This is a genomic window from Pseudomonas mosselii (assembly GCF_005796105.1).
GTDB classification, from domain to species: Bacteria; Pseudomonadota; Gammaproteobacteria; order Pseudomonadales; family Pseudomonadaceae; genus Aquipseudomonas; species Aquipseudomonas mosselii_C.
Map to the genome: position 1 here is coordinate 520,417 of NZ_VAUO01000001.1, position 19,059 is coordinate 539,475.

A 19,059-nucleotide genomic window follows, 5' to 3' on the forward strand; every position below is an offset into this window, starting at 1 on the left:
GGTTATTCCTTCTGTTCTTTGTAGCGGGCGATCAGTTGCAGGTTGCGCAGGTAGACCACGAAGCCGAAGGCCTGGCCGAGGATGAACACCGGGTCCTGGCGGTAGATCGCATAGACCAGCAGCAACGCGCTGCCGAGCATACTCAGGTACCAGAAACCCACCGGGATCACGCTGCGGCGCTTGATCTCGCTGTACAGCCATTGCAGTACGAAGCGGCCGGTGAAGACCGCCTGGCCGGTGAAACCGACGATCAGCCAGAGGGTTTCGCGGGTCATCCTTCAAGCTCCTGCGGGCGCACGTCCAGGCGGCTGCGGCGGATCAGCCACCAGACCCCGAACAGGTCGAGCACCCCGACCAGCGCGCGGTCCAGGTTGCCGTACTTGGAGGTACCGGCGTGACGTGGCCGGTGGTTGACCGGATGCACCAGCATGGCGCCGTGCTGGCGCAAGATCAGCGCCGGGATGAAACGGTGCATGTGGTCGAAGTAGGGCAGGCTGACGAAGGCGGCGCGCTCGATCAGTTTCAGGCCGCAACCGGTGTCGGGAGTGGCGTCCTTGAGCAGGCGCCGACGCAGGCCGTTGGCCAGGCGCGAGGCCCAGCGTTTGCTGGCTGTATCTTGACGATTGACGCGGTGGCCGGCCACCAGCTTGACGCGGCCCTGGTTGGCGCGCGCTACTGCCAGCATGCCGGGGATGTCAGCTGGGTCGTTCTGTCCGTCGCCATCGAGGGTTGCCAGCCATTCGCCCTGGGCAGCCTGGGCGGCGTGCCAGATCGAGGTGCTCTGGCCCAGCGAGCGCTCGTGACAAAGGATGCGCAGTTGGGCGAAGCCTTCGGCCTTCAGGCGCTGCAGTACGGCCAGGGTCTGGTCGCTGCTACCGTCGTCGACCACCAGCACCTCGTAGCGCTCATTGGCCAGGGCGCTGCGGATCTCCATCAGCAGCGACGGCAGGTTTTCAACTTCGTTCTTGGCGGGTATCAGGACCGACAGGTCCAGGGGTTGGGTCATGCAGGTTACCTGAGTTCGGGAAGGAGCTGCCTGGACTGGGCCGGGTAGAAGTCCCGGTACCAGTCGACGAAGGCCTGCACGCCCTGTTCAAGGGGCGTACAAGGGGAGAAACCGATCCAGCGTGCAAGGGCAGTCACATCGGCCCAGGTTTCGTGCACATCGCCTGGTTGGAAGGGCAAATAGTTGCGCAGGGCCTCGATCCCGAGGGCAGTTTCGAGGCGTTCGACGAAGTGCAGCAGGCGCACCGGTTCACCTCGCCCGATGTTGAACAACTGGCAGGGAGCCTGCCCGTCGAGGGGTTGCGGCGGCTTGTCGAGCACGCGTCGGAGGCTTTCGACAATGTCGTCGATGTAAGTGAAGTCGCGCGCCATCCGGCCGTGGTTGTACAGCTCGATGTGCCGTCCTTCGAGCATCGCCTGGGTGAATTTGAACAGCGCCATGTCAGGGCGGCCCCACGGGCCATAGACGGTGAAGAAGCGCAGGCCGGTCATGGGCAACCGGTAGAGGTGCGCGTAGCTGTGGGCCATCAGTTCATTGGCGCGCTTGCTGGCGGCGTAAAACGAGACCGGCTGCTCGACCGGATCCTGCTCGCTGAACGGTAACTTGGCATTGGCGCCGTACACAGAACTGCTGGAGGCATACACCAGATGCCGGGGAGGACAGTGCCGGCAGGCTTCCAGCACATTCAGAAAGCCTACCAGGTTCGACTCGCCATACGCTCCGGGGTTGTCCAACGAGTAGCGCACGCCGGCCTGCGCGGCGAGGTGAACGACTTCGCTGAAACGATGACGGGCAAGTAGCTGCATCAGACCGGGTGCGTCGGTAATGTCCAGGTGCTGGAAGCTGAAGTTCGGCCACGCCATCAGCTGCCGCAGGCGCGCGTGCTTGAGTTCGATACTGTAGTAGGGGTTGAGGTTGTCGACACCGATCACCTCAACCCCTTGCTGGCACAGGCGTCGGGCTAGGTGGAAGCCTATGAAACCGGCGGCGCCGGTGATCAGTATGGGCATGCACGCTGCGCCTGATCAGGGGAGTGGCCAAGATGCCCCGCAGGGACAGCCGTAACGTTCATGCACATGCGCCTTCTGGTTGAGCCGGTGCCAAACAAAATGTCACGGTTGTGTTGAGACTTTGTGACCGCAGGAGGACATCCCGCTCAAGGCTCGAGGCTGATAATGTCCTCCCTCCCAAAGGAGTACAAATGTATCCCTGTGCAGGCAAATGCGACCGTTCTCGCAATTTCAGTGCATCATGCTCGCCCTGCTAATTCTGTCCTGGCCCCACATCGAACATGAATCGTCCACTCTTCATTGCCCTGGACGGCCCCAAAGGTGTCGGCAAGACCACCTTGCTCGAAGCCGTGACCCACGCCCTGCGCGCCGACCATCACAAGGTCGTGCGCCTCAGCGAGCGCAATCACGACCCAGGCAGGGCCGAGACCATGGCCTTGGTCAATGCAGTGGCACGCATCCCTTCGCCGGCACTGGAGTTGAAGGTCTGTGAACGTCTGGCCGCCAGCCGCGCCTGGATTGGCGAACATGTGCTAGCACGGCAGCCGGCAGACAGCATCATCCTGATCGACCGCTGGTATCCCTCTGATGCAGCCTTTCGCCGCTCGATTGCGTTTGCCGACATCCTGCGCTTGAACCTTGAGCGTGGCGTACAAGTGCCTGACCTGCATGTCGCAGTGGTCACCGCCCCGCAGATGTCATGGGCAAGGGCGGCGGCGCGACGCCGTGGGTTAGGCAGTACGGTGATCCATAGCCTGGAGGAACAAACCGCCTGCACTGAAGCGTTCGAGCGGGCCGCCAGCGACAACGGCTGGTTCCTATGCCGCAACGAAGGCTCGCTCGAAGCAGCAACGCGCCATATCGTTGCCGCCATCTACAGCGTGCGCTGACGCGTAACGTGGCAGGGGCAGGGGCAGGGGAGCCGGCATCTGTTCATGCCTATTGCGTATTTCCTGGGTTAGGCTAACTTATACAAAACCTGTACAAATAACTGGAGTTGTACATGTATTGTAAGTGGCCCCTGACGCTTTACTACGACGGCGCCTGCCCCTTGTGTGCCAGGGAGATTGCGATGCTGCGCACGCGATCAACCGCGGATACGCTCATCCTGGTTGACATCAGTCATGAGGACTTTTCCCCGGAAACACTGGGACTTACGCTTGATCAACTCGCCGCTCGGTTACATGGACGGTTCGCAAGTGGAGAGTGGGTGACAGGCCTGGACGCTACATTATGGAGTTGGCGTGCGGCCGGTCTTGGCCACTGGGTCGCGCCATTGAAGTGGCGTCCACTACGTCCGCTGCTTTCAATTTTGTACAGATTTTTCTGCCGTGTGAGGCCGCACCTGGCCTGGTTACCCCATCCCGAAGGCGCGCACCGCTGCCGCAGTGAGGAGTCCAAATGTCACATTCGCTAGCCGAGCACTACCACGAAATCCTGGTAGGCGTGGGTGAGAACCCCCAGCGTGAAGGCCTAAGGGACACGCCGCAGCGTGCCGCCAAAGCCATGCAGTACTTATGCAACGGGTATGGCCAGAATCTGGAAGAGGTCGTGAACGGTGCGTTGTTCGAGACTCAGAACGACGAAATGATCGTAGTGCGCGACATCGAGCTGTACTCCCTGTGCGAACACCACATGCTGCCCTTCATCGGCAAGGCACATGTGGCCTATCTACCCACAGGTCGCGTACTGGGGCTTTCAAAGGTCGCGCGTGTGGTCGATATGTTCGCCCGTCGCTTGCAGATACAGGAAAACCTGACCCGGCAAATTGCCTATGCGGTGCAGGAAGTCACGCATGCGGCCGGCGTGGGCGTAGTGATCGAGGCCAAGCACATGTGCATGATGATGCGTGGGGTAGAGAAGCAGAACTCGCTGATGATTTCGTCGGTCATGCTCGGTGAGTTTCGCGAATCGCCGACGACCCGGCACGAATTCCTCAGTCTTATCGGGCGGCACCCTTGAGGAGCTTCCAATGACGGCTATTTCGACGTTGCCCGCAGCCCGTTTCGCACTGTTGGGCTACGCGGGTTTGTTACCGTTCCTGGGGTGCACAGCGCTCATCTTTTTTTACCAGGACGGTCGAGCTTTTGCATCGCTCATGCTGATCAGCTATGGCGCCGTGATATTGAGCTTCGTCGGCGCTTTGCATTGGGCTTTTGCCATGGCGCTGGAGGGCTTGGCCGCCGAGGAACGTCGGGACCGGCTGCGGTGGAGCGTAGTGCCGGCGCTCATCGGTTGGGTAAGTCTGTTGCTACCGGCTCCTTGGGCATATGTGACGTTGGTGCTGGGGTTTGTCAGCCATCTCAAGCAAGACCGGAAGCTGCTCGAAAGCGTGCCAGGATGGTACCCCTCGATGCGCGCGCACCTGACCGTCGTCGCGAGCGTTTGCTTGCTGCTGAGCGCAGTGGTGGTATTCATCGATAGGTGAGGTGTGCCTAGGGGCGCTGCGCAGTGATCGAGATGGTGCCGGCAGCTCGAGTGTGATTTAGCCTGCAAAACCCTAGCAGTCTATTCGCTGGCGCATACCTCCCTTGCCAGAATCCGCCCTTGGGGCAGCCGCTGCTGATGCTCGGTTTTGATCTGAGTCAGGCAATCCGTTGGATTCCGAAACCCGGGAGGTGAAATGGGCATCTGGGCACCAGGAGAAACCATAGGGTTCACTGGTCACGCTAGCGATGGAATGGGTGTAGATCCATTGTAGTTGGATTGAAAGCGCAAGGATCGAGTGCTGAAGGTTGGCCATGTGGAGAAAGAATTTCGAAATTGAGCATTTTCGGGCGAGGCTGTTCTAAATTTTCGCTAAAAAACTCCAAGTGCTTGCGAGTCTCATAGGAAAGGTTCCGAAATTCCGAAGTCGCGAGATCGACTGTAACTTTTCTATCTTCCCCGAATTATCCATAACCCCTTGATTGTAAACACTTCTATTTTTTGATGATCGTATATCACCGGCTTTGCAATGTTGAAAAGCCGGTGATATACGTACAAAACCAGCCTTTTATCGCCGACCTCTCCGCCACATCCGATCCGGTGCTACACCATAGTGATCGATATCTCGATCATGGTGAACACCATGCTTCATGTAGGTGCCTTAGTAACACAAGACAAGGACTCAGAGCTTTACCTCGTCAGGGGGGGCTTGAACAGCGCTGATCGTGTCCGACTGCAGCGCTGGAGCGATGGCGCCGTGAGGAGGGTTTCACGGGATGGCCTAACCCTGCTTACCCCGGTTGAAGCGGCTCAGGCGCTGCGGTCAAAAGTACTGCAAGCGAATCGGCGTTATGCGTTACTCAATGACAACGCCAAAGCTTATAACCTAAGTTTTGAAGATGAAATTACATTGTATGTGGTGAATTATGCAAGTCACACTGCTTTGCAATTTCGGATGGACTTCATCCGGGAGTTGGCGATTGCGATATCAGCAGCAGAGACTCTCGGGGCCCCGTACGTGTCTTATTGTTTTGTGGTCATGAAAGTGCGTTGCTTTCTCTTAATAGTGGGGTTGGAACCGCCAAGCGTATCGCTTGTCATGAGGCGGCTACGTTGTTACTCCAAAAGTATTGTATGGAAATCGCGGGGGAGAGGCGTTGAATGAAATTTAGCGATGGGGAAATCGTAAGTCTGCCAGACGATCCTACACAGCCTTACGTTGTGATCGAATCTTCGGCGAGCGGAGACAAGATTTTCCTAAAGGGCAGCACCGGCACTGATCGAGTCGTCGAAAGCAATGTTCCGCTCAAGATTGATCCTGGTACATTTGGCCCAATGCATCAGGCGTTACTACATGATGCGGAAAATCTCCGCACGTTACCATTGCTGGAAAAGTTTGTCAGCGCAGAGCGCTTTACGCCTGAGCAAGAAGCAGAGGGCCAAAGGCGCGAAGAAATCATCAAAGAAATGGAAGCGGGGCTATCCAGGGAGGCTGCAAGAGAAAAAATGGGGCTACAACCTACAGCATTCAAGGACGTACTGAAGCGATACGCTAAAGACCCTAGATGGCAATCGGTGGTGCCGCGTAAGCCTGGAAAAAAATCTGGAACACCGACGCATGATTCTGAGTTGGATCCGATCTTCATGCGCGCTTATGAACAAGCGTACAATAATGAAGGTGCATATGAGGCTGCCGTCTACACGCGTTTTCTGACATTGTGTCACAACGATGGGATAAAGCCATTTTCGAGAAGCACAGGACATCGCCTCTTTCTCTCGATAGATCCTCGCGAGCGGGACTTGAAAAAGTTCGGGCCTGAATACGTCAGCAAAAAGTATGGTGCGTTCCCGAGCTCTTATATGCCAGAGGCGCCGCTGAGGCGTACCCAAATTGATTCGAGTCCCGTTGATTGCATTGTGATTGATTCTGAAACGGGAAAAGAATTGGGGAGACCGTTTTTGACAGCTATGAGAGATGACTATTCCGGTGGGCATCTGGCATGCACCATCTCGTTTGTTCCTCCTAATAGTGCAACCATCGCTGCGACGATGTATCAGGCGTTTCTTCCCAAGAAAAAGTTGTTGGCTGACTATGGTCTAAAGAACAGCCATTGGATAATGTACGGAAAATTTGTAGAAGTTCTGATGGATGGAGGGCCGGAGCATGATAATAAAGCTGTGAAGTCCACTTGCCATAAGTTTGGCATAAAGGCTTCTTTTAGAGATAGGCCTCAGCAAGGTGGAGGGGTGGAGAATGAAATCAAGCTGCTCAATAAGAATTTCATCCAGCGTCTTGAGGGAAGTACGGGGTCAGCGCCTAGGCATGATAAATATTTCAACCCTGAAAAAAAGGCGGTGTACACATTAGAGCGGCTAACACAGTTAGTATTTCTCGAAATTATCGCTCTTAACGACACGACGAGTGGCGTTGATGGTCTTAGCCCTAACATGCGATGGGATCGGTATTTTAACTCGCAAGAAGTTGGCATGAGATTGCCACCGTTGATGCTCGATGCTGAGTCGTTTTTAATTAATATGTTGCCAGGTGGTCGCGTCTTTGTGCTGCCTGCTGGCATAAAGTACAAGGGTGTCATGTATGATCATGGGCCATGCAGGCATCTTATCAACCGAAAAGTAAAAGTTTCTGTTAGGCGTAACCCTTTGGATCTTCATCATCTATATGTGCGGAACAAAGATGAATGGCATATCGTTCTGGCGCAAAAAAGGAGCCTGGTGCCGCGTACTCAAATGGAACAGCAAGCCAGAAAACGTTCTGGCGGCAAAGCCGGTGAGAAGACTGCTGCGGGGCATGCTGCAAGCAATGAACAACAAGAGTTGATGGCCCTAGGCAAGGCTGAGGGTAAGGTTCTGCGTAAGGCACAAGAGAGCGTTAAGCAAGCTGAGCGCTCAGGTAGCTTGCCAACTTACGATAAGCCTAGCGGCAAGAAAGCACAACGTGCCCCTGAGACCAATCGCTTTGCTGACGTGACAATTTTTGTCCCTGAGGATGATAGTGATGAATGATCTGAGTCCTGCTGCCTTTCAGCTGCTTGATCTTCCTCGCAAGGAGCGTGCAGCGTCGTGCATGCGCGATTCTTGGGTGGACTACCCGGCTGCGGTGCGCGCAAAAAAGGCGATAAAGTCAATGATGACTATTCCTCGATCCGTGTACAACCCCGGCATGATGTTGATTGGTGATTTCGGAGCTGGGAAGACATCGCTTGTCAAGCAGTTGACTGATGAAAGCTGGGCGCCTGGTAGCTCATGGCCTGGTCGTATAGTCTACGTAGACATGTCTGAAGATACCGATCAGCTGAATGTGCAAAAAAGATTGATCGAGGAAATTGCTATCAGATGCGGACGGGCTGTTAGAACAGTAGCACAAGCACAGCGAGCGATTCGTGAATTCAATATCTTAGCTGTCGTAATTGATGAATTTGGTGAGACGGAAGAAGCGGTTAATGTTCGGCGTTGGAAAACGAATCTTCTTTCGATCAAAGGGATAGCAGGCCCTCGCTGGGGCTTGAATATCGTTCTAGTTGGCGTTGAGGATTTTCTTGATACAGTCAAGAATATAAAGTCTCTTGGAACTAGGTTTGCGAATTTTTGCATAAGGCTCAAGCCTTGGCAATTAAATGCGGAGTTTGCAGCGTTTCTCAAGGCATACATTCGTGAAAAACCACTGAAAGGAATTTCTATCGTAAATAGTGACCATTTTCTAATGACGCTGGTTTATTTGAATCAGGAGGCGTCAGGGAAGGTTTCATTGGTAAATTTGCGATCTGCGCTCTATTTGTTTAATTCAGCGTGCCGCCGTTCAGTACTAAATGAAAAGGAGTGTATTGATGAAGCGGATCTCGTAGAGACCTATCAAGAGATGAGTGGTGTAGGTGTTGATCTTGATAAATATAATGAGTGGAGTGCGAGCCAGTTTTCGAAGTGATATGGATCATTTTTTTCTAGTTGTTGCGGTGTTTTTTAATATAGATTGTCGAAATTTTGAGGTGTATAGCTATGCAGGAAGGACAGCCACAACCGTTGTTGAAGTGCTTACCTCCGACCTGGCCTCGTTTTCGATGGCTCAAGAGTAGCGGCAATCAAGAAAGTTTAGAATCTTGTTATCAATGGGTATCAACGGAGGGTCTAGAGTCCCGGATTTTATGTATTTCAGGCGCGTCGGGTTCGGGAATGACTACGCTGCTTTTTCAGCTTGAAAAGCAGCTACGCCGAAACAGTCAGCGTGTGCTTTCGCTTAGGGATGATACGGACGCGGATGAACGATTAATTCTGGCTCAGCTCGTCGAAGAGTTGAGGCTTCCAAATGCTAGAAAATATGATTCGTTTAATTTTTTGGGTGGCGTCTATGAATATGTCTTAGCGCTGCGCAGATATATGTTTATAATAATTCATGATGTTGAACGGTTCATGTATTTTACGCGGCCTGTGATACAAGCTAATTTTGATGCGATTTCTTTGCTTTTGAATTTGGCAGTTGGTTGTCGAATAGTGGTTGCGGGTGAATCTGAGGCGATTGAGAAATATTGTAGTTATTTTTCTGACTCCCGCCCTAGATCTGTTGAACTCAACCCTATGCCATTGGGGCTTGAATATACTGATTTTGTTTGCGACGTCTGGAGGCGATACATTGGGCCCGATCTGCCGTCGAAGGCAGTAGTTAAGGAAATTCACAATGCTACGGGAGGATTGGTCGGAACGACATTTACTTACCTGAGTATGCGTTCCGCCGAGCAAGCTGTTGGGCCTTATGAAGGTTCTTAAGGTCTTCGATTCTTTTGCTAAGCAATACATGGTGTGAATTTATGACCGTGTTTTCAGGATTGCCTAAGCCGTTCTACGATGAAACATTTTCGTCGTGGTTGCATCGTGTTGCGGATCAGCAATTTCTTGATCAAGAACTCATGTTAGAGTGCATCAAGAAATTTGCTCCTGATGTTCAAGGCGATCATGACGCTCTCTACGCAAGTCCGGGTTTCGTTTCATGCTTCGCTGAAGAGCTTCGGGGAGGGATTCGGGACGCGTTTGTGCTTCCTGACGCGCAGCTGCTTCTTTTCAAAACGAGCAACGTATACTGCCCTAGGTGTCTACAGGAGGACATCGCAGCAGATCGTGCGCCAGGGTGGCGACGGTCTTGGCGCGTTCAGGCTGTCTGTGTTTGCCTGCTGCATGACCATCCTGTGTTGCTGAGGAGATTAGAGGAGCCGCGGTTCAACGCGATCAACAAGCCTTGGCTAGCTTTTCAAGAGTACGTGAAAAGCCCTACTGCTCGTTTGCAAACGGACTTTGCCATTACGCAATCCTTTGCATCGACAGCCCCGCAAAAGAACAGGATTTTGCTCCATTTGGCTGCTAGGACGCAGCGTTGGTATTCAGAAGTCGTAAGCCTTGGGTTGGAGCCTCGGTTGTCGCTTAAGGCGGCTCGCTTCCTTATCTATTTCTGGCTGTGGGACGACGCGTATCGGCAAAATGTAAATGGGTTTGCGAGGCAATATATTCGGCCGCTGCGTGGTGGAGGGCTGTCTGCAGCACCGCGTACTGGGTTAGGCGTTCAGAAGATATTCGAAAGGGTAGAGATCGTTCATGTAGCGGTGGCTTTTTGGATGCTTGGGATCGGGTATGGGGTTATCTCTGAAAAGGAAGCGGGACTGATTCAAAGCTACACATATTCGCGATCGACCGTATTTCCTGCTAGTGCGGAGGCTGTTGCCAGTGCTGGGCGTAGATGTTTTTCAGCCGAAACATTGGCTGCGATTCGAGAAGAGGCAGTCCGTGAGCTTACTGAGCAGGAATACTATGAGATTGCTTGGGCAATTGGGTGAAGTATTTGCCTGCAATTCCGGTGGTTAGCTGGGCGGGCAGCTTCGCGGACAGCTGTCGTGAACCGAGCCTTTGCGGTACCCGCGTCGTCTCGGCCCTGTCGGGCTTCCATCTTCCCGTCTACGGCCTGCGCGCTCCGCTTGCCATTGCCGACCAACCACCCTACGGCGGACGACCGAGCATCCAAAGGCCTGGCGACCCGATAGCGCTTCAGCTTTTCGCCGTCAATGTCCTAGTCCGATCCTGTTCTCCCAGTTGCTTGACTTAAAAGCAGGCCGTTTCCTGTAGATAGAGAAGTAACAGAAAAAGGGAGGGCGGATTGCAAGGGGCTGAAGCAGTAGAAAGCAGTACATGGCGCTAAAATTGTAGCGGGTTGGCTTGAATCGTCCTGATTAGACGGAGGAGCCAGGCAATGCTGTACGCGACCATCTGATAACGCGGGTCGGCCTCAATTCCTAGCAATGCTATCAATCACTCCACTTCCTTGTTCCAGTTTCGGCTCACCGTCGCGGTCGAGAGACCTAGTTCTTGCGCCGTTTCCTTTTGATTCATACCGCGTGCTCGGCATGCCAAGATAGCTTTGATCTTCGTTATTGGCGTCCTTCGGCCCGCCTGCATTGGTACCAGGAGATTCCCTTGGAATTCCGTCGGCCACTTCTGTCTTACGCCCAACGCATCGAGTTCACTCCCTTGCTCAATTAGGTGCTGGAGTAGGGACGCATGAGACTGGCCGCGATCAAGGCTAGCTGCGACAGTGAGGAGGGTGAGGGCATCGACCTGAAGCACGGACGCTACTGCCTCCAGGGTATCGATAGTCACGGAGGTTCGCGCGTTCTCGATGTTGTAGACGTGCTTAGGATCAACCAGTCCTTGGAAATCGTCTTTGGTGAGGCCGCGCGAAATCCTCACGAGCCGTAGGACTGCGGCTAATGACTCTCTCAGTGGCATGACGGCTCCTCAAAACCGAGGATAGAGCCACATTGATTAATTTCAATCCATGGAATATATTCCCTGAAAATGCAATCTGGCTGCCTATCGCCTCACCTCGCGGCCTACGTCGGCATCCGCCAAGGCCAATTTATGAAAATTGTCTGAGCTTTTGGCGAGCGGCTTCGGGATTCGTGGGCGGTGCCGGTTACTAGAAATTTCAGTGCATCGCCTTGGCGATGGCTTCACCGAGATGATCGATGTTCAGAACAGACGACAATGATATGGCAGGCCTCCCTGGGATGTTCGGTGAGGGGCTTGCTCATTGGCATGCCGTGACCCGAATGCTCCGAAAGCACTGGTTCCATCTCTCGGTAGTGATGGTCGGGCAGGGCAAGGGTCATGAGTTTGAGCTCATGGTCAATGACGAGCTGAAATTGCAGCAAGTCCTCCAGTCCCAGGATGAGGAGGTTTTCGTCAAAGAGATCCAGGTTGTCACCCCAGCGAACATGAATGGTAGCGGTGCGTGGCGGATGGAGAAGGTGAAGAGCCTGGCGATCGGAGATGACCAGGATGGTGACAGCGTCTGCGTCCTTACGGTTGACGGTGGTTCTGTTTACCACGATTCGTACCGTACGAATCTGGATGTAGCGTCGCTCACCAAGATGCGGGTTTTGTACGACGCCCTAAGCGCGAAGAGGAGCTTGCAATGAGCGAAGGTAAGCTCGAAAGCTTAGTCGAGAGCGAGCTCCTATCAGATAACTGTGTCCCGGCCGCGGGCCTTGAGCTGTCTGTTGAAGCTGCTCGTGCTCTGGTTGTCGAGCGTTTCCCACGTAGGTCGTACTGCATCGTCGAAGAATGGACGCTGTTCGAGCCTGACCTGAACGAAGATGAATTGGCCAAGGTAAAGGCTGTAGGCCTGGTGCCTCTTATCGTATTCGCCCACTGCGTTGTTGACGACAGTGAGGGTCGTTTCCCACCTGGTGGCTGGGTTCGGTCGACGATGTGTGCTTCATTCGTGGATGGGGTTTTCGCCTCGACGAGGAACACTGTCTACGTGCTGCTAGGCCCTGGCCGTCGTCAGAAGGCCAGCCTCAAAACCATCTTCTCTTTCTTTTAAGCATCGCGGCACTGCGTCTGGAGTGCTCCTTACGCAGCGACGTGTGAAGCATTCAGGTTGTAGGGACACTCAATGGCCAAATCCATCAAGCTCGAATTTCTCAGCAAGCGGCACACTGACTTCGATCTGCGGCGAATCGCCCGGGCGATGGAGCAGGGGTTCGATGTGCCTGTTACCGCCTACCTAACAGATGCTTTCATCATATCTCGGGCAGGTGGAGGTGTGGTGTTTGGGTTTGAAGGTGACGACCCTGCAGGGCGTTATGCTGATGGTCGTGTCGTTCAGACGGCAAAGGTCGATCGGCTGGAGAAGGAGGGGCGGTTTTGGGTGCTGACCACTGTGGAGGGTAGCCGCTATGTGATGGCTGCGTTTCGTCGAGAGGGCGGTCGGAACTCCCTGCGGGATTTCCTGCAAATGGCTGTGGCTTGAGACTCTTCTAGCTAGGTGAGAATTATGGTGCTGTCAGCTGCGCTACCAGAGATTTCAATCGATGAATTCAGGGCCCGGTATCCACGGTTGTTCTCTGATCCTGGTGTGGACGATATCTACTGCAGTCGAGGATGGAGAGGGATTCTCTTGGCGCTGTGCGACACGCTGCAGGAGCACTCGGATCGGCATCCAGGCATGGTGCCGGTGACGATTGTGCAGATCAAGTCCAAATTCGGCGAGCTCCATTTCTTCTACGACGGGGGCGATGACTACTGCTATGGTGCGGTGAGTATTGCTGCTCAGCTGTCTCTGCGAACCTGTGAGGATTGTGGAGCGCCGGGTAGGCAAGTGCCCGGTAGGTGGGTTCGTACCTTGTGTCCCGTGCACGATGGAAGTGGTTCGAAAACAGTGGTGTAGGCTGGCACATCGTTTTTGAGAGTGCCGCTTCGCGGAGTTACTCACTAAATCCAAATTTCAAAAAAGTGGCTTCAGGTCGGAGCTGCTTGCGGTCTCCCTTTGCCTATCGCCAGGCTTTGGGTGTTTTCTTGACAGGAGTTATATCGTGGCAATCGCTGATTACATCAAGGTTTCGGGAAAACTCGAGGACATTCGAGTTTTTGAGCATAAAGAAGGAAGCGTTCGGGTAATCATGAAGATGGATGGTGTTCTCATTCCAAACACTGACATCCCGATCAAGCTCTACGAAGAGATCGAAGCGGGTAAGCACTACGATTTTTATTGTGTTTACAAAAAGTCTAGGAACAAGTTAAAAAATACTGGCGTGGTCTATGCGTTCAAAGAGGAAGGCGGACGAATTCGCAGTCTCACCAAGCTTCGTCTGGCGACTCCTGTGTATATGATGTTTTACGGAGCGATCTGGTTCGCTGTGGCGTATGTGGCTGTATTTGTTCTTGCGCTCCTGCCCGTTTTGGCGCATCACCGACAGTCAGAAGTTATATCGATTCTGCACAGCTATTCAATGCTCGGCGGTGCAGTGCCTGCGTTGTTCTTTGCCTGGTGCATCATAAACTTCTGGCGCAAGTCCGGAAATCTAGAATCTTGGCCGAGTGTTGCGCCAAGTGTCGTAATCGAGCGGTTTAGCAAGCTCCATAAGTAATAAATTCCTAGGGGCTGAAGTCTGGGCGTGCCGCTCCGCGGACAGGCTGTCGTAAACCGAGCCCTGCTTTTGCAGGTCTCGGCCCTCCGGGCTTCCATCCTGCACGCCTTCGGCCGGAGCGGCCTGCGCGCTCCGCTTGCCGCATACGTTCGGGCTCATAGTCCTAATCTTCGTTGGCAACCTTGGTGCTGCCGCAGCCCCGTCCTTATCTGAGGTTCAAGCACTGGTCACGTTCGCTGTTACAGTGCTGAGAAATGGTTCTCGCAGGAGCTGAAATCGTGACCCGAGCCGCTAAGATCGCCTGCTCCAGGCTCGAAGCGAGGCTTTCTGCGGATTTATTTTCTGATTTCTAGTTCCGTGGAAGCCGTGGTTCACGAGGGATATTGCTTAGCTCAACCAGGTTATCGGGCGAAATTTTTCGGATTTTCTCTGTGCCGTGAATCCGGGCTTTCAACAGCTGCCGAGTGTTGGTCAACGTGCTCCTTTCCTGCGTGCCCTGTCCTAGTCATTGGGGGCGGAAATGGGAAGATACAGAGTCGGCTTCACTTGCATATGTGTCACAAGGCCACCATGGCGTTTTCGATCTACGCTCCATGTTCGACTACCCAAAAGAGGTAGCGGAACGATGATTGGTCAACAGATGGAGCTGTCATGTCGAGCCTACAAGCGGAGTATCAGCGATTCTTGATCTACCTGGCGGGTCAGCCTGTGCACGACGATGTGCGCCGGATGGCGAATTTGATCATGGCCAATTTGGAGAGTTTGGCCGAGGTTGGTGCTCAGAGGCGGGCACGTTCCAGTCGACTGGCACCGATTGCGCTCCAGCATTTGGCAAACACAGTTCCACACTTGCCAGAGGCCGCTCAACCTGCGCAGGCCGATCGTGCTCACCTGCGGTTGAATCGATTGGAGGTAGGCCCGTTTCGTGGATTCATGCAGCCTGAAGTCTTTGACCTGAGCCACGACATAACGCTGGTATATGGCCCGAATGGGACGGGGAAAAGCAGCTTTTTTGAAGCTCTCGAAACCGCAATGCTTGGCTCTATCAGTGAAGCGGAGGCCAAGCGATTTGCTCATCGCTCGTACTGCGATAACGCACGGCTTCGACGCCATGAAGTCCCACGGCTGCTTGGTTCAGTCAACGCCGGGAACATTTCCCAGATCCAGGCGAGCGAGAAAGACTATCGGTTCTGCTTCGTGGAGAAAAACCGGCTCGATGACTTCGGCCGGATAGCTGCCCGAACGCCAGGTGACCAGCGTCAGCTCATCGCGACGTTATTTGGTGTTGATCAGTTCAGCGAGTTTGTCCGTGGTTTCAACGCCACGCTTGATGAGAACCTGAGCATCGCTAGTGTCAGAGCTTTGCAGCTTGAGGGGAGGCGTAACCAGGTTGCAGCATCGCAGCAATTGATTGATACCTACGAGCAGCGTGTTGCCGGTCTAGCCCAGGAAGAAGAGGCTCTAGCCGCACGAATCCATCAGGGCAGTACCTATGAAGCATGCGTCAACTGGATTCTGGGGACACAAGAGGCGCCGGGGCGCCTGGCATATCTCCAAGGCGTCTTAGAATCGCCTGTGCCCGCGATACATGGGTGTACAGCAGCCTCTCTGCAGGAAATGCGGAGAGAGGCCTATGAGACTTATGCGGCAAGCCAAGCCGCGCAGCAGGCACTGACTGCCCGGGCTGGTGAGGTCTCATATTCGAACCTGTATGAAGCGCTCCTTCAGCTGGCAGATAACGCAACATCATGTCCAGCGTGTGGTACTCACCTGGATCAGGTTGCCCAAAACCCATTCGAGCGTGCACGTGCAGGGTTAGCGCAATTGGCTGAGCTCAAGGTGTTGCAGCAGCAATCAGAAACGGCAGCCAACCGCTTTAATGAGTCGTTCCGCTCCCTGTATGATGAAATGCGTCGTGCATCTGATGCCGTAGCACAGGTGTGCGCTAACGAGCTTCAAGCTGCGCAATTGCCAGAGCTTCCGCCGGCGGCTACAGGCAACTGGTTTCAACCATGGGTGGATGCGAATGACAGGGCATGGCTGGCTCTCTTGGCGCTAGTCAATCGCGTTGAGCAGGCTGATGCCGCTACTCGTCAAATCACTGAGCAAAGGCAAACTCTGTCCCAGGAGAGGATGAGGCTTGATGGGTTCAAGACCGAGATTGAGCGATGCAAATTTCTTCGATCCCAAGCTCTCGCTGTTTTCACGCAGGCTCAGGCAACGATTGCCCAGTTCGAAGCTGACAATCAGCAACTGATCGAAGAGGTCGCCCGTGAAGCGCTGACTCTTGAACACAATAGGCGGATCAAGGCCGCCTATGATGGATACCTACCGCAACTGCAGGCCTACCTCACAGCATTGCCAGCTCAGCTTCTGCAGGGGCTAGGTGATAGCGCTCGCGATCTGTACAACCTATTCAACCGTGAGGATCCTCCACCTGCTCAAATCCATGCTCTCAGGTTGCCGCTTGCCGAGAACGGAAAAATTGAAATTGAGTTTGTAGGCCAGCCAGGTCAGCGCTTTGATGCATTGATGATTTTGAGCGAGGGTCATATCCGGTGTCTGGGCCTAGCAATACTGCTGGCCAAGAATCTGGCCGAAAACTGCCCAGTAGTGATCTTCGACGACGTCGTGAATGCCATTGATGATGAGCATCGGGATGGCATCTGGAGAACGTTTTTTGAGAGCGGTTTACTCGATGCCAAGCAGGTCATCCTCACCTCACATGCCGAAGAGTTCCTGCATCGAATCCAGCAGGAGATTGGTGCCCAGCGAGCTGCACAGATACGTCGATACCGCTTTCTTCCTCACCATGGTGAGCATCACCTTCGCATCGATACTGATCCACCAACCAAGAACTATGTCCTGTTGGCACAAGCCTCACTGGAGGCCGAAGAGAAGCGGGATGCGCTGCGTCACTCACGAGCAGCGATCGAGAGCCTGACTGATCGAGCATGGACGTGGTTCGGAAGGCGTCAAGATGGTCGACTTGAGTTGAAGCTAGCCGGCCCACGAGCCAAGTGGGAGCTGAACAACAAGTGCCTGAAGCTTCGAAGTGGGTTAGGTCGGATTCAAAACCCTTCCCAGGGCGTCGAGGACATACTCTCTGGGCTTGATGCATTGCTCCGAGTGAATGGAGCATCTATTGAGTGGGGCTACCTAAACACTGGGACGCACGACTCACAGCAAGACCATGAGTTTGACCGAGCAACCGTGAGTGTAATTGTGGCTGCAGCTTCGGCAATGGATAACGGTCTTGAAGCGTTGAGGAACGGCTAGGACAGGGGCCTGGTAGGGGCACCCTGTGGGGTGGCCCTACCGCTAGAGTGTTGGCTCAGAACAGAGGTGGTGAGAGCTCTTTAAATCCTACTTTGACTTTGATGAGTACTCAAAAACAGGATTGAGTCCCTGAGTAGGCTTTACTGACATTGTCGAGTTCGCGCTGAGCCAACGCTAGCACTCAGATCTCCCTTCGCTGGTCTGTGGTTCTAAATTACATGGAACTGCTAGCTCCAGTAGTTTTAAACCAAGGACGTTGGCCTGAGTGGGTGTGAATCTGAATTTCATGCCGTCGATAGTAAGGAATATATTGTCGTCTGGTTCACGCTCGATCATTAAAAGATAGGTGCCAGAGTCGGGCGAGCAGGATTGCTCTTGCAGATGTGGGTGTGAGAAAAATGCAACGTCGAATTGGTACTCATTATTGGTATGCAGGGGGAGGAATGTGTTTAATTCAGTATTCACGAGCTTTTTGGTTTCATTTTTGTGGCATAAATAATAAAACGGCTCATTCGTTGAAAACTTTAGCTCGGTGCGATTATTGTTCTGAGTCGGCGCTGCGTAATAGTGGTGGAATGTTTGAGCTGTTCATGATATTAAAATCTTGATCGCAGGCTCAAGAATCTGTTTCGCCTGGCATTGTCGCTCCCCTTGGATTTCTCGTCGTCCATGTTAGAGGTCTTGCGATCTTCTGCATTCTCACAACAGTAAAGCAAGGCGCTCACAGCCCCTAAATACCTACCAGATGGCTACGTCCCTGCCATCGTAGCTGCACGGTAATGTTTAACTAGCTAAATGGTAAGCTTTCACTGTACTCTTAAAGCCAGATAACCCGCATAGGATCTACTCAATGTCACGTCTTGCCGAATACCGTCGTCTTGAACAGCAGCTCGCAGCTCAGCTTGCGGAGCTCGAAGCCCTCAAGGGCGACGATGGCCTCAAGAAAGAAATGGAGTTTGAGAACAAGCTGCGCACTCTTCTAGGCGAGTATGGCTTCAGCTTGCGGGACGTCATTAACATTCTTGATCCGAAGGCAAACAGCCGTCAGGCTGCAGCTCCTGAGCCTGCAAGCACTCGCAAACCACGCGAGGTCAAGACGTATAAGAACCCGCACACTGGTGAAGTGATTCAGACCAAAGGTGGCAATCACACTGTACTGAAATCTTGGAAGAGTGAGCACGGCGCAGAAACTGTAGAGAGCTGGCGTCAGTAAGCTTATCAAAAGGCCTCCTTCGGGAGGCCTTTTCATGTGCAGCCATGGCTACCTAAATAGGTTGCTCGGGGTTATCCCACCCTCTTACAAACCAACACTGCTCCAAGGGCTCAACGATGAGTACCTTGACCTTGCACTTAGGGAACATCACTTCATCAGGATTTAGCTGGTAGTTTCGAAGTCGCTCGAATCTAGCCTCAATATCACTGATGCTAACGCAGTCCGCGTAGGCAGGGTTTTCTAAAGGGGAAACTATCTGATAATCAGGATAGCCGAGCGTGTCCTGTGTCCCCAGTTGCTTGTGATGCACGGAAACGTCGAATGTAGTGTAGGTGACAAAATATCTCATAATGCCTTGATGCTGAAAGCTGGTTGTTCACATTTTTAAGTAGCCTGCCAGATCCGTCAAGGCGCAATTGCAATTGCACTGTATTTGATGTCACTCTGACGTATAGATCAAATTTTTAAGCATATTGATTTAACTAATAGTACATTTGTTAATTAACTTATGGTTTATGGCGCTGGGCGAGTGAGGCTTAGCGAAAGGCATTGCAGGCCATCTGCTAAGCACGCTCATTTGCTAGTGGCTTGTCAGCGGTGAGGCTCGAAGGTGCTGAGTGCGAACTCTGCGATCGTCCTGCGACTGAAAAAAATGGTGCTCGGCCCGCTTTGTGATGATTTCTATGCTGAATCTGT

The 19,059-nt window shown here is 53.4% G+C and carries 18 protein-coding genes; 14 read left to right on the plus strand and 4 right to left on the minus strand.

Translation table 11 applies throughout. From position 1 onward, the window contains the following. Positions 1 to 2: 2 nt before the first annotated feature. Genes FEM01_RS02460 through FEM01_RS02470 form a run of 3 tightly spaced genes read right to left on the minus strand, consistent with a single transcriptional unit; the run spans position 3 to position 2,016 of the window. Positions 3 to 275: a lipid-A-disaccharide synthase N-terminal domain-containing protein gene (locus FEM01_RS02460; protein ID WP_138217692.1), complete on the minus strand. Its 273-nt coding sequence runs from the start codon at positions 273 to 275 to the stop codon at positions 3 to 5. Continuing rightward, positions 272 to 1,006, minus strand: coding sequence for a glycosyltransferase family 2 protein (locus FEM01_RS02465; RefSeq protein WP_138217693.1), 735 nt, complete (start codon positions 1,004 to 1,006; stop codon positions 272 to 274). The genes FEM01_RS02460 and FEM01_RS02465 overlap by 4 nt, the downstream gene beginning before the upstream one ends. A gap of 5 nt (positions 1,007 to 1,011) precedes the next feature. Beyond that, complete coding sequence (locus FEM01_RS02470; RefSeq protein WP_138217694.1) at positions 1,012 to 2,016, minus strand: NAD-dependent epimerase; 1,005 nt, start codon at positions 2,014 to 2,016, stop codon at positions 1,012 to 1,014. Between the two features lie 281 nt (positions 2,017 to 2,297). Here FEM01_RS02470 and FEM01_RS02475 point away from each other — a divergent pair, with 281 nt between their 5' ends. From FEM01_RS02475 to FEM01_RS02510, 8 genes are all read left to right on the plus strand, one after another. Beyond that, positions 2,298 to 2,906, plus strand: coding sequence for a thymidylate kinase (locus FEM01_RS02475; RefSeq protein ID WP_138217695.1), 609 nt, complete (start codon positions 2,298 to 2,300; stop codon positions 2,904 to 2,906). A 113-nt stretch (positions 2,907 to 3,019) separates the two neighbouring features. Further along, positions 3,020 to 3,433, plus strand: coding sequence for a thiol-disulfide oxidoreductase DCC family protein (locus tag FEM01_RS02480; protein ID WP_138217696.1), 414 nt, complete (start codon positions 3,020 to 3,022; stop codon positions 3,431 to 3,433). Further along, positions 3,418 to 3,978 (plus strand): GTP cyclohydrolase I FolE, encoded by a 561-nt coding sequence (gene folE, locus FEM01_RS02485; protein ID WP_138217697.1) that lies wholly within the window; start codon positions 3,418 to 3,420, stop codon positions 3,976 to 3,978. The genes FEM01_RS02480 and folE overlap by 16 nt, the downstream gene beginning before the upstream one ends. Before the next feature lie 10 nt (positions 3,979 to 3,988). Continuing rightward, complete coding sequence (locus FEM01_RS02490; RefSeq protein ID WP_138217698.1) at positions 3,989 to 4,444, plus strand: DUF3429 domain-containing protein; 456 nt, start codon at positions 3,989 to 3,991, stop codon at positions 4,442 to 4,444. Positions 4,445 to 5,604: 1,160 nt separating this feature from the next. After that, complete coding sequence (locus tag FEM01_RS02495) at positions 5,605 to 7,467, plus strand: transposase family protein (protein ID WP_138217699.1); 1,863 nt, start codon at positions 5,605 to 5,607, stop codon at positions 7,465 to 7,467. Continuing rightward, entirely contained in the window at positions 7,460 to 8,386 is a 927-nt protein-coding gene (locus tag FEM01_RS02500; protein ID WP_171030889.1) for a TniB family NTP-binding protein, read from the plus strand. Before FEM01_RS02495 ends, FEM01_RS02500 begins: the two co-directional genes overlap by 8 nt. Positions 8,387 to 8,457: 71 nt before the next feature. Next, positions 8,458 to 9,222, plus strand: coding sequence for an ATP-binding protein (locus tag FEM01_RS02505; RefSeq protein ID WP_346763670.1), 765 nt, complete (start codon positions 8,458 to 8,460; stop codon positions 9,220 to 9,222). A gap of 41 nt (positions 9,223 to 9,263) precedes the next feature. Then, on the plus strand, positions 9,264 to 10,280 hold the full coding sequence (locus tag FEM01_RS02510) for a TniQ family protein (protein WP_138217702.1): 1,017 nt from the start codon (positions 9,264 to 9,266) through the stop codon (positions 10,278 to 10,280). A 469-nt stretch (positions 10,281 to 10,749) separates the two neighbouring features. On the opposite strand, the gene FEM01_RS24590 is transcribed toward FEM01_RS02510, so the two are convergent. Next, positions 10,750 to 11,226: a helix-turn-helix domain-containing protein gene (locus FEM01_RS24590; RefSeq protein WP_119713666.1), complete on the minus strand. Its 477-nt coding sequence runs from the start codon at positions 11,224 to 11,226 to the stop codon at positions 10,750 to 10,752. A 239-nt stretch (positions 11,227 to 11,465) separates the two neighbouring features. On the opposite strand from FEM01_RS24590, the gene FEM01_RS02520 reads away from it, so the two are divergent. The 6 genes from FEM01_RS02520 to FEM01_RS02545 all read left to right on the plus strand — a co-directional run bounded on the left by FEM01_RS02520 (position 11,466) and on the right by FEM01_RS02545 (position 18,363). After that, positions 11,466 to 11,918, plus strand: coding sequence for a hypothetical protein (locus FEM01_RS02520; protein WP_138217703.1), 453 nt, complete (start codon positions 11,466 to 11,468; stop codon positions 11,916 to 11,918). Next, complete coding sequence (locus FEM01_RS02525) at positions 11,915 to 12,325, plus strand: DUF6957 family protein (protein ID WP_138217704.1); 411 nt, start codon at positions 11,915 to 11,917, stop codon at positions 12,323 to 12,325. Before FEM01_RS02520 ends, FEM01_RS02525 begins: the two co-directional genes overlap by 4 nt. Positions 12,326 to 12,397: 72 nt before the next feature. After that, on the plus strand, positions 12,398 to 12,754 hold the full coding sequence (locus tag FEM01_RS02530) for a hypothetical protein (RefSeq protein WP_138217705.1): 357 nt from the start codon (positions 12,398 to 12,400) through the stop codon (positions 12,752 to 12,754). 562 nt (positions 12,755 to 13,316) lie between these two features. Then, positions 13,317 to 13,871, plus strand: coding sequence for a hypothetical protein (locus tag FEM01_RS02535; protein WP_138217706.1), 555 nt, complete (start codon positions 13,317 to 13,319; stop codon positions 13,869 to 13,871). A 651-nt stretch (positions 13,872 to 14,522) separates the two neighbouring features. Continuing rightward, positions 14,523 to 17,150 (plus strand): AAA family ATPase, encoded by a 2,628-nt coding sequence (locus tag FEM01_RS02540; protein ID WP_138217707.1) that lies wholly within the window; start codon positions 14,523 to 14,525, stop codon positions 17,148 to 17,150. Between the two features lie 850 nt (positions 17,151 to 18,000). Continuing rightward, positions 18,001 to 18,363, plus strand: coding sequence for a histone-like nucleoid-structuring protein, MvaT/MvaU family (locus FEM01_RS02545; protein ID WP_138217708.1), 363 nt, complete (start codon positions 18,001 to 18,003; stop codon positions 18,361 to 18,363). The last annotated feature ends 696 nt before the right edge of the window (positions 18,364 to 19,059 follow it).

Bases quoted from the DNA above. Each gene is read 5' to 3' on its own strand.
- folE (WP_138217697.1), top strand. From the start codon at position 3,418: ATGTCACATTCGCTAGCCGAGCACTACCACGAAATCCTGGTAGGCGTG.
- FEM01_RS02475 (WP_138217695.1), top strand. From the start codon at position 2,298: ATGAATCGTCCACTCTTCATTGCCCTGGACGGCCCCAAAGGTGTCGGC.
- FEM01_RS24590 (WP_119713666.1), bottom strand. From the start codon at position 11,226: ATGCCACTGAGAGAGTCATTAGCCGCAGTCCTACGGCTCGTGAGGATT.
- FEM01_RS02530 (WP_138217705.1), top strand. From the start codon at position 12,398: ATGGCCAAATCCATCAAGCTCGAATTTCTCAGCAAGCGGCACACTGAC.
- FEM01_RS02545 (WP_138217708.1), top strand. From the start codon at position 18,001: ATGTCACGTCTTGCCGAATACCGTCGTCTTGAACAGCAGCTCGCAGCT.
- FEM01_RS02495 (WP_138217699.1), top strand. From the start codon at position 5,605: ATGAAATTTAGCGATGGGGAAATCGTAAGTCTGCCAGACGATCCTACA.
- FEM01_RS02500 (WP_171030889.1), top strand. From the start codon at position 7,460: ATGAATGATCTGAGTCCTGCTGCCTTTCAGCTGCTTGATCTTCCTCGC.
- FEM01_RS02460 (WP_138217692.1), bottom strand. From the start codon at position 275: ATGACCCGCGAAACCCTCTGGCTGATCGTCGGTTTCACCGGCCAGGCG.
- FEM01_RS02520 (WP_138217703.1), top strand. From the start codon at position 11,466: ATGTTCAGAACAGACGACAATGATATGGCAGGCCTCCCTGGGATGTTC.
- FEM01_RS02525 (WP_138217704.1), top strand. From the start codon at position 11,915: ATGAGCGAAGGTAAGCTCGAAAGCTTAGTCGAGAGCGAGCTCCTATCA.
- FEM01_RS02505 (WP_346763670.1), top strand. From the start codon at position 8,458: ATGCAGGAAGGACAGCCACAACCGTTGTTGAAGTGCTTACCTCCGACC.
- FEM01_RS02480 (WP_138217696.1), top strand. From the start codon at position 3,020: ATGTATTGTAAGTGGCCCCTGACGCTTTACTACGACGGCGCCTGCCCC.
- FEM01_RS02465 (WP_138217693.1), bottom strand. From the start codon at position 1,006: ATGACCCAACCCCTGGACCTGTCGGTCCTGATACCCGCCAAGAACGAA.
- FEM01_RS02510 (WP_138217702.1), top strand. From the start codon at position 9,264: ATGACCGTGTTTTCAGGATTGCCTAAGCCGTTCTACGATGAAACATTT.
- FEM01_RS02490 (WP_138217698.1), top strand. From the start codon at position 3,989: ATGACGGCTATTTCGACGTTGCCCGCAGCCCGTTTCGCACTGTTGGGC.
- FEM01_RS02540 (WP_138217707.1), top strand. From the start codon at position 14,523: ATGTCGAGCCTACAAGCGGAGTATCAGCGATTCTTGATCTACCTGGCG.
- FEM01_RS02470 (WP_138217694.1), bottom strand. From the start codon at position 2,016: ATGCCCATACTGATCACCGGCGCCGCCGGTTTCATAGGCTTCCACCTA.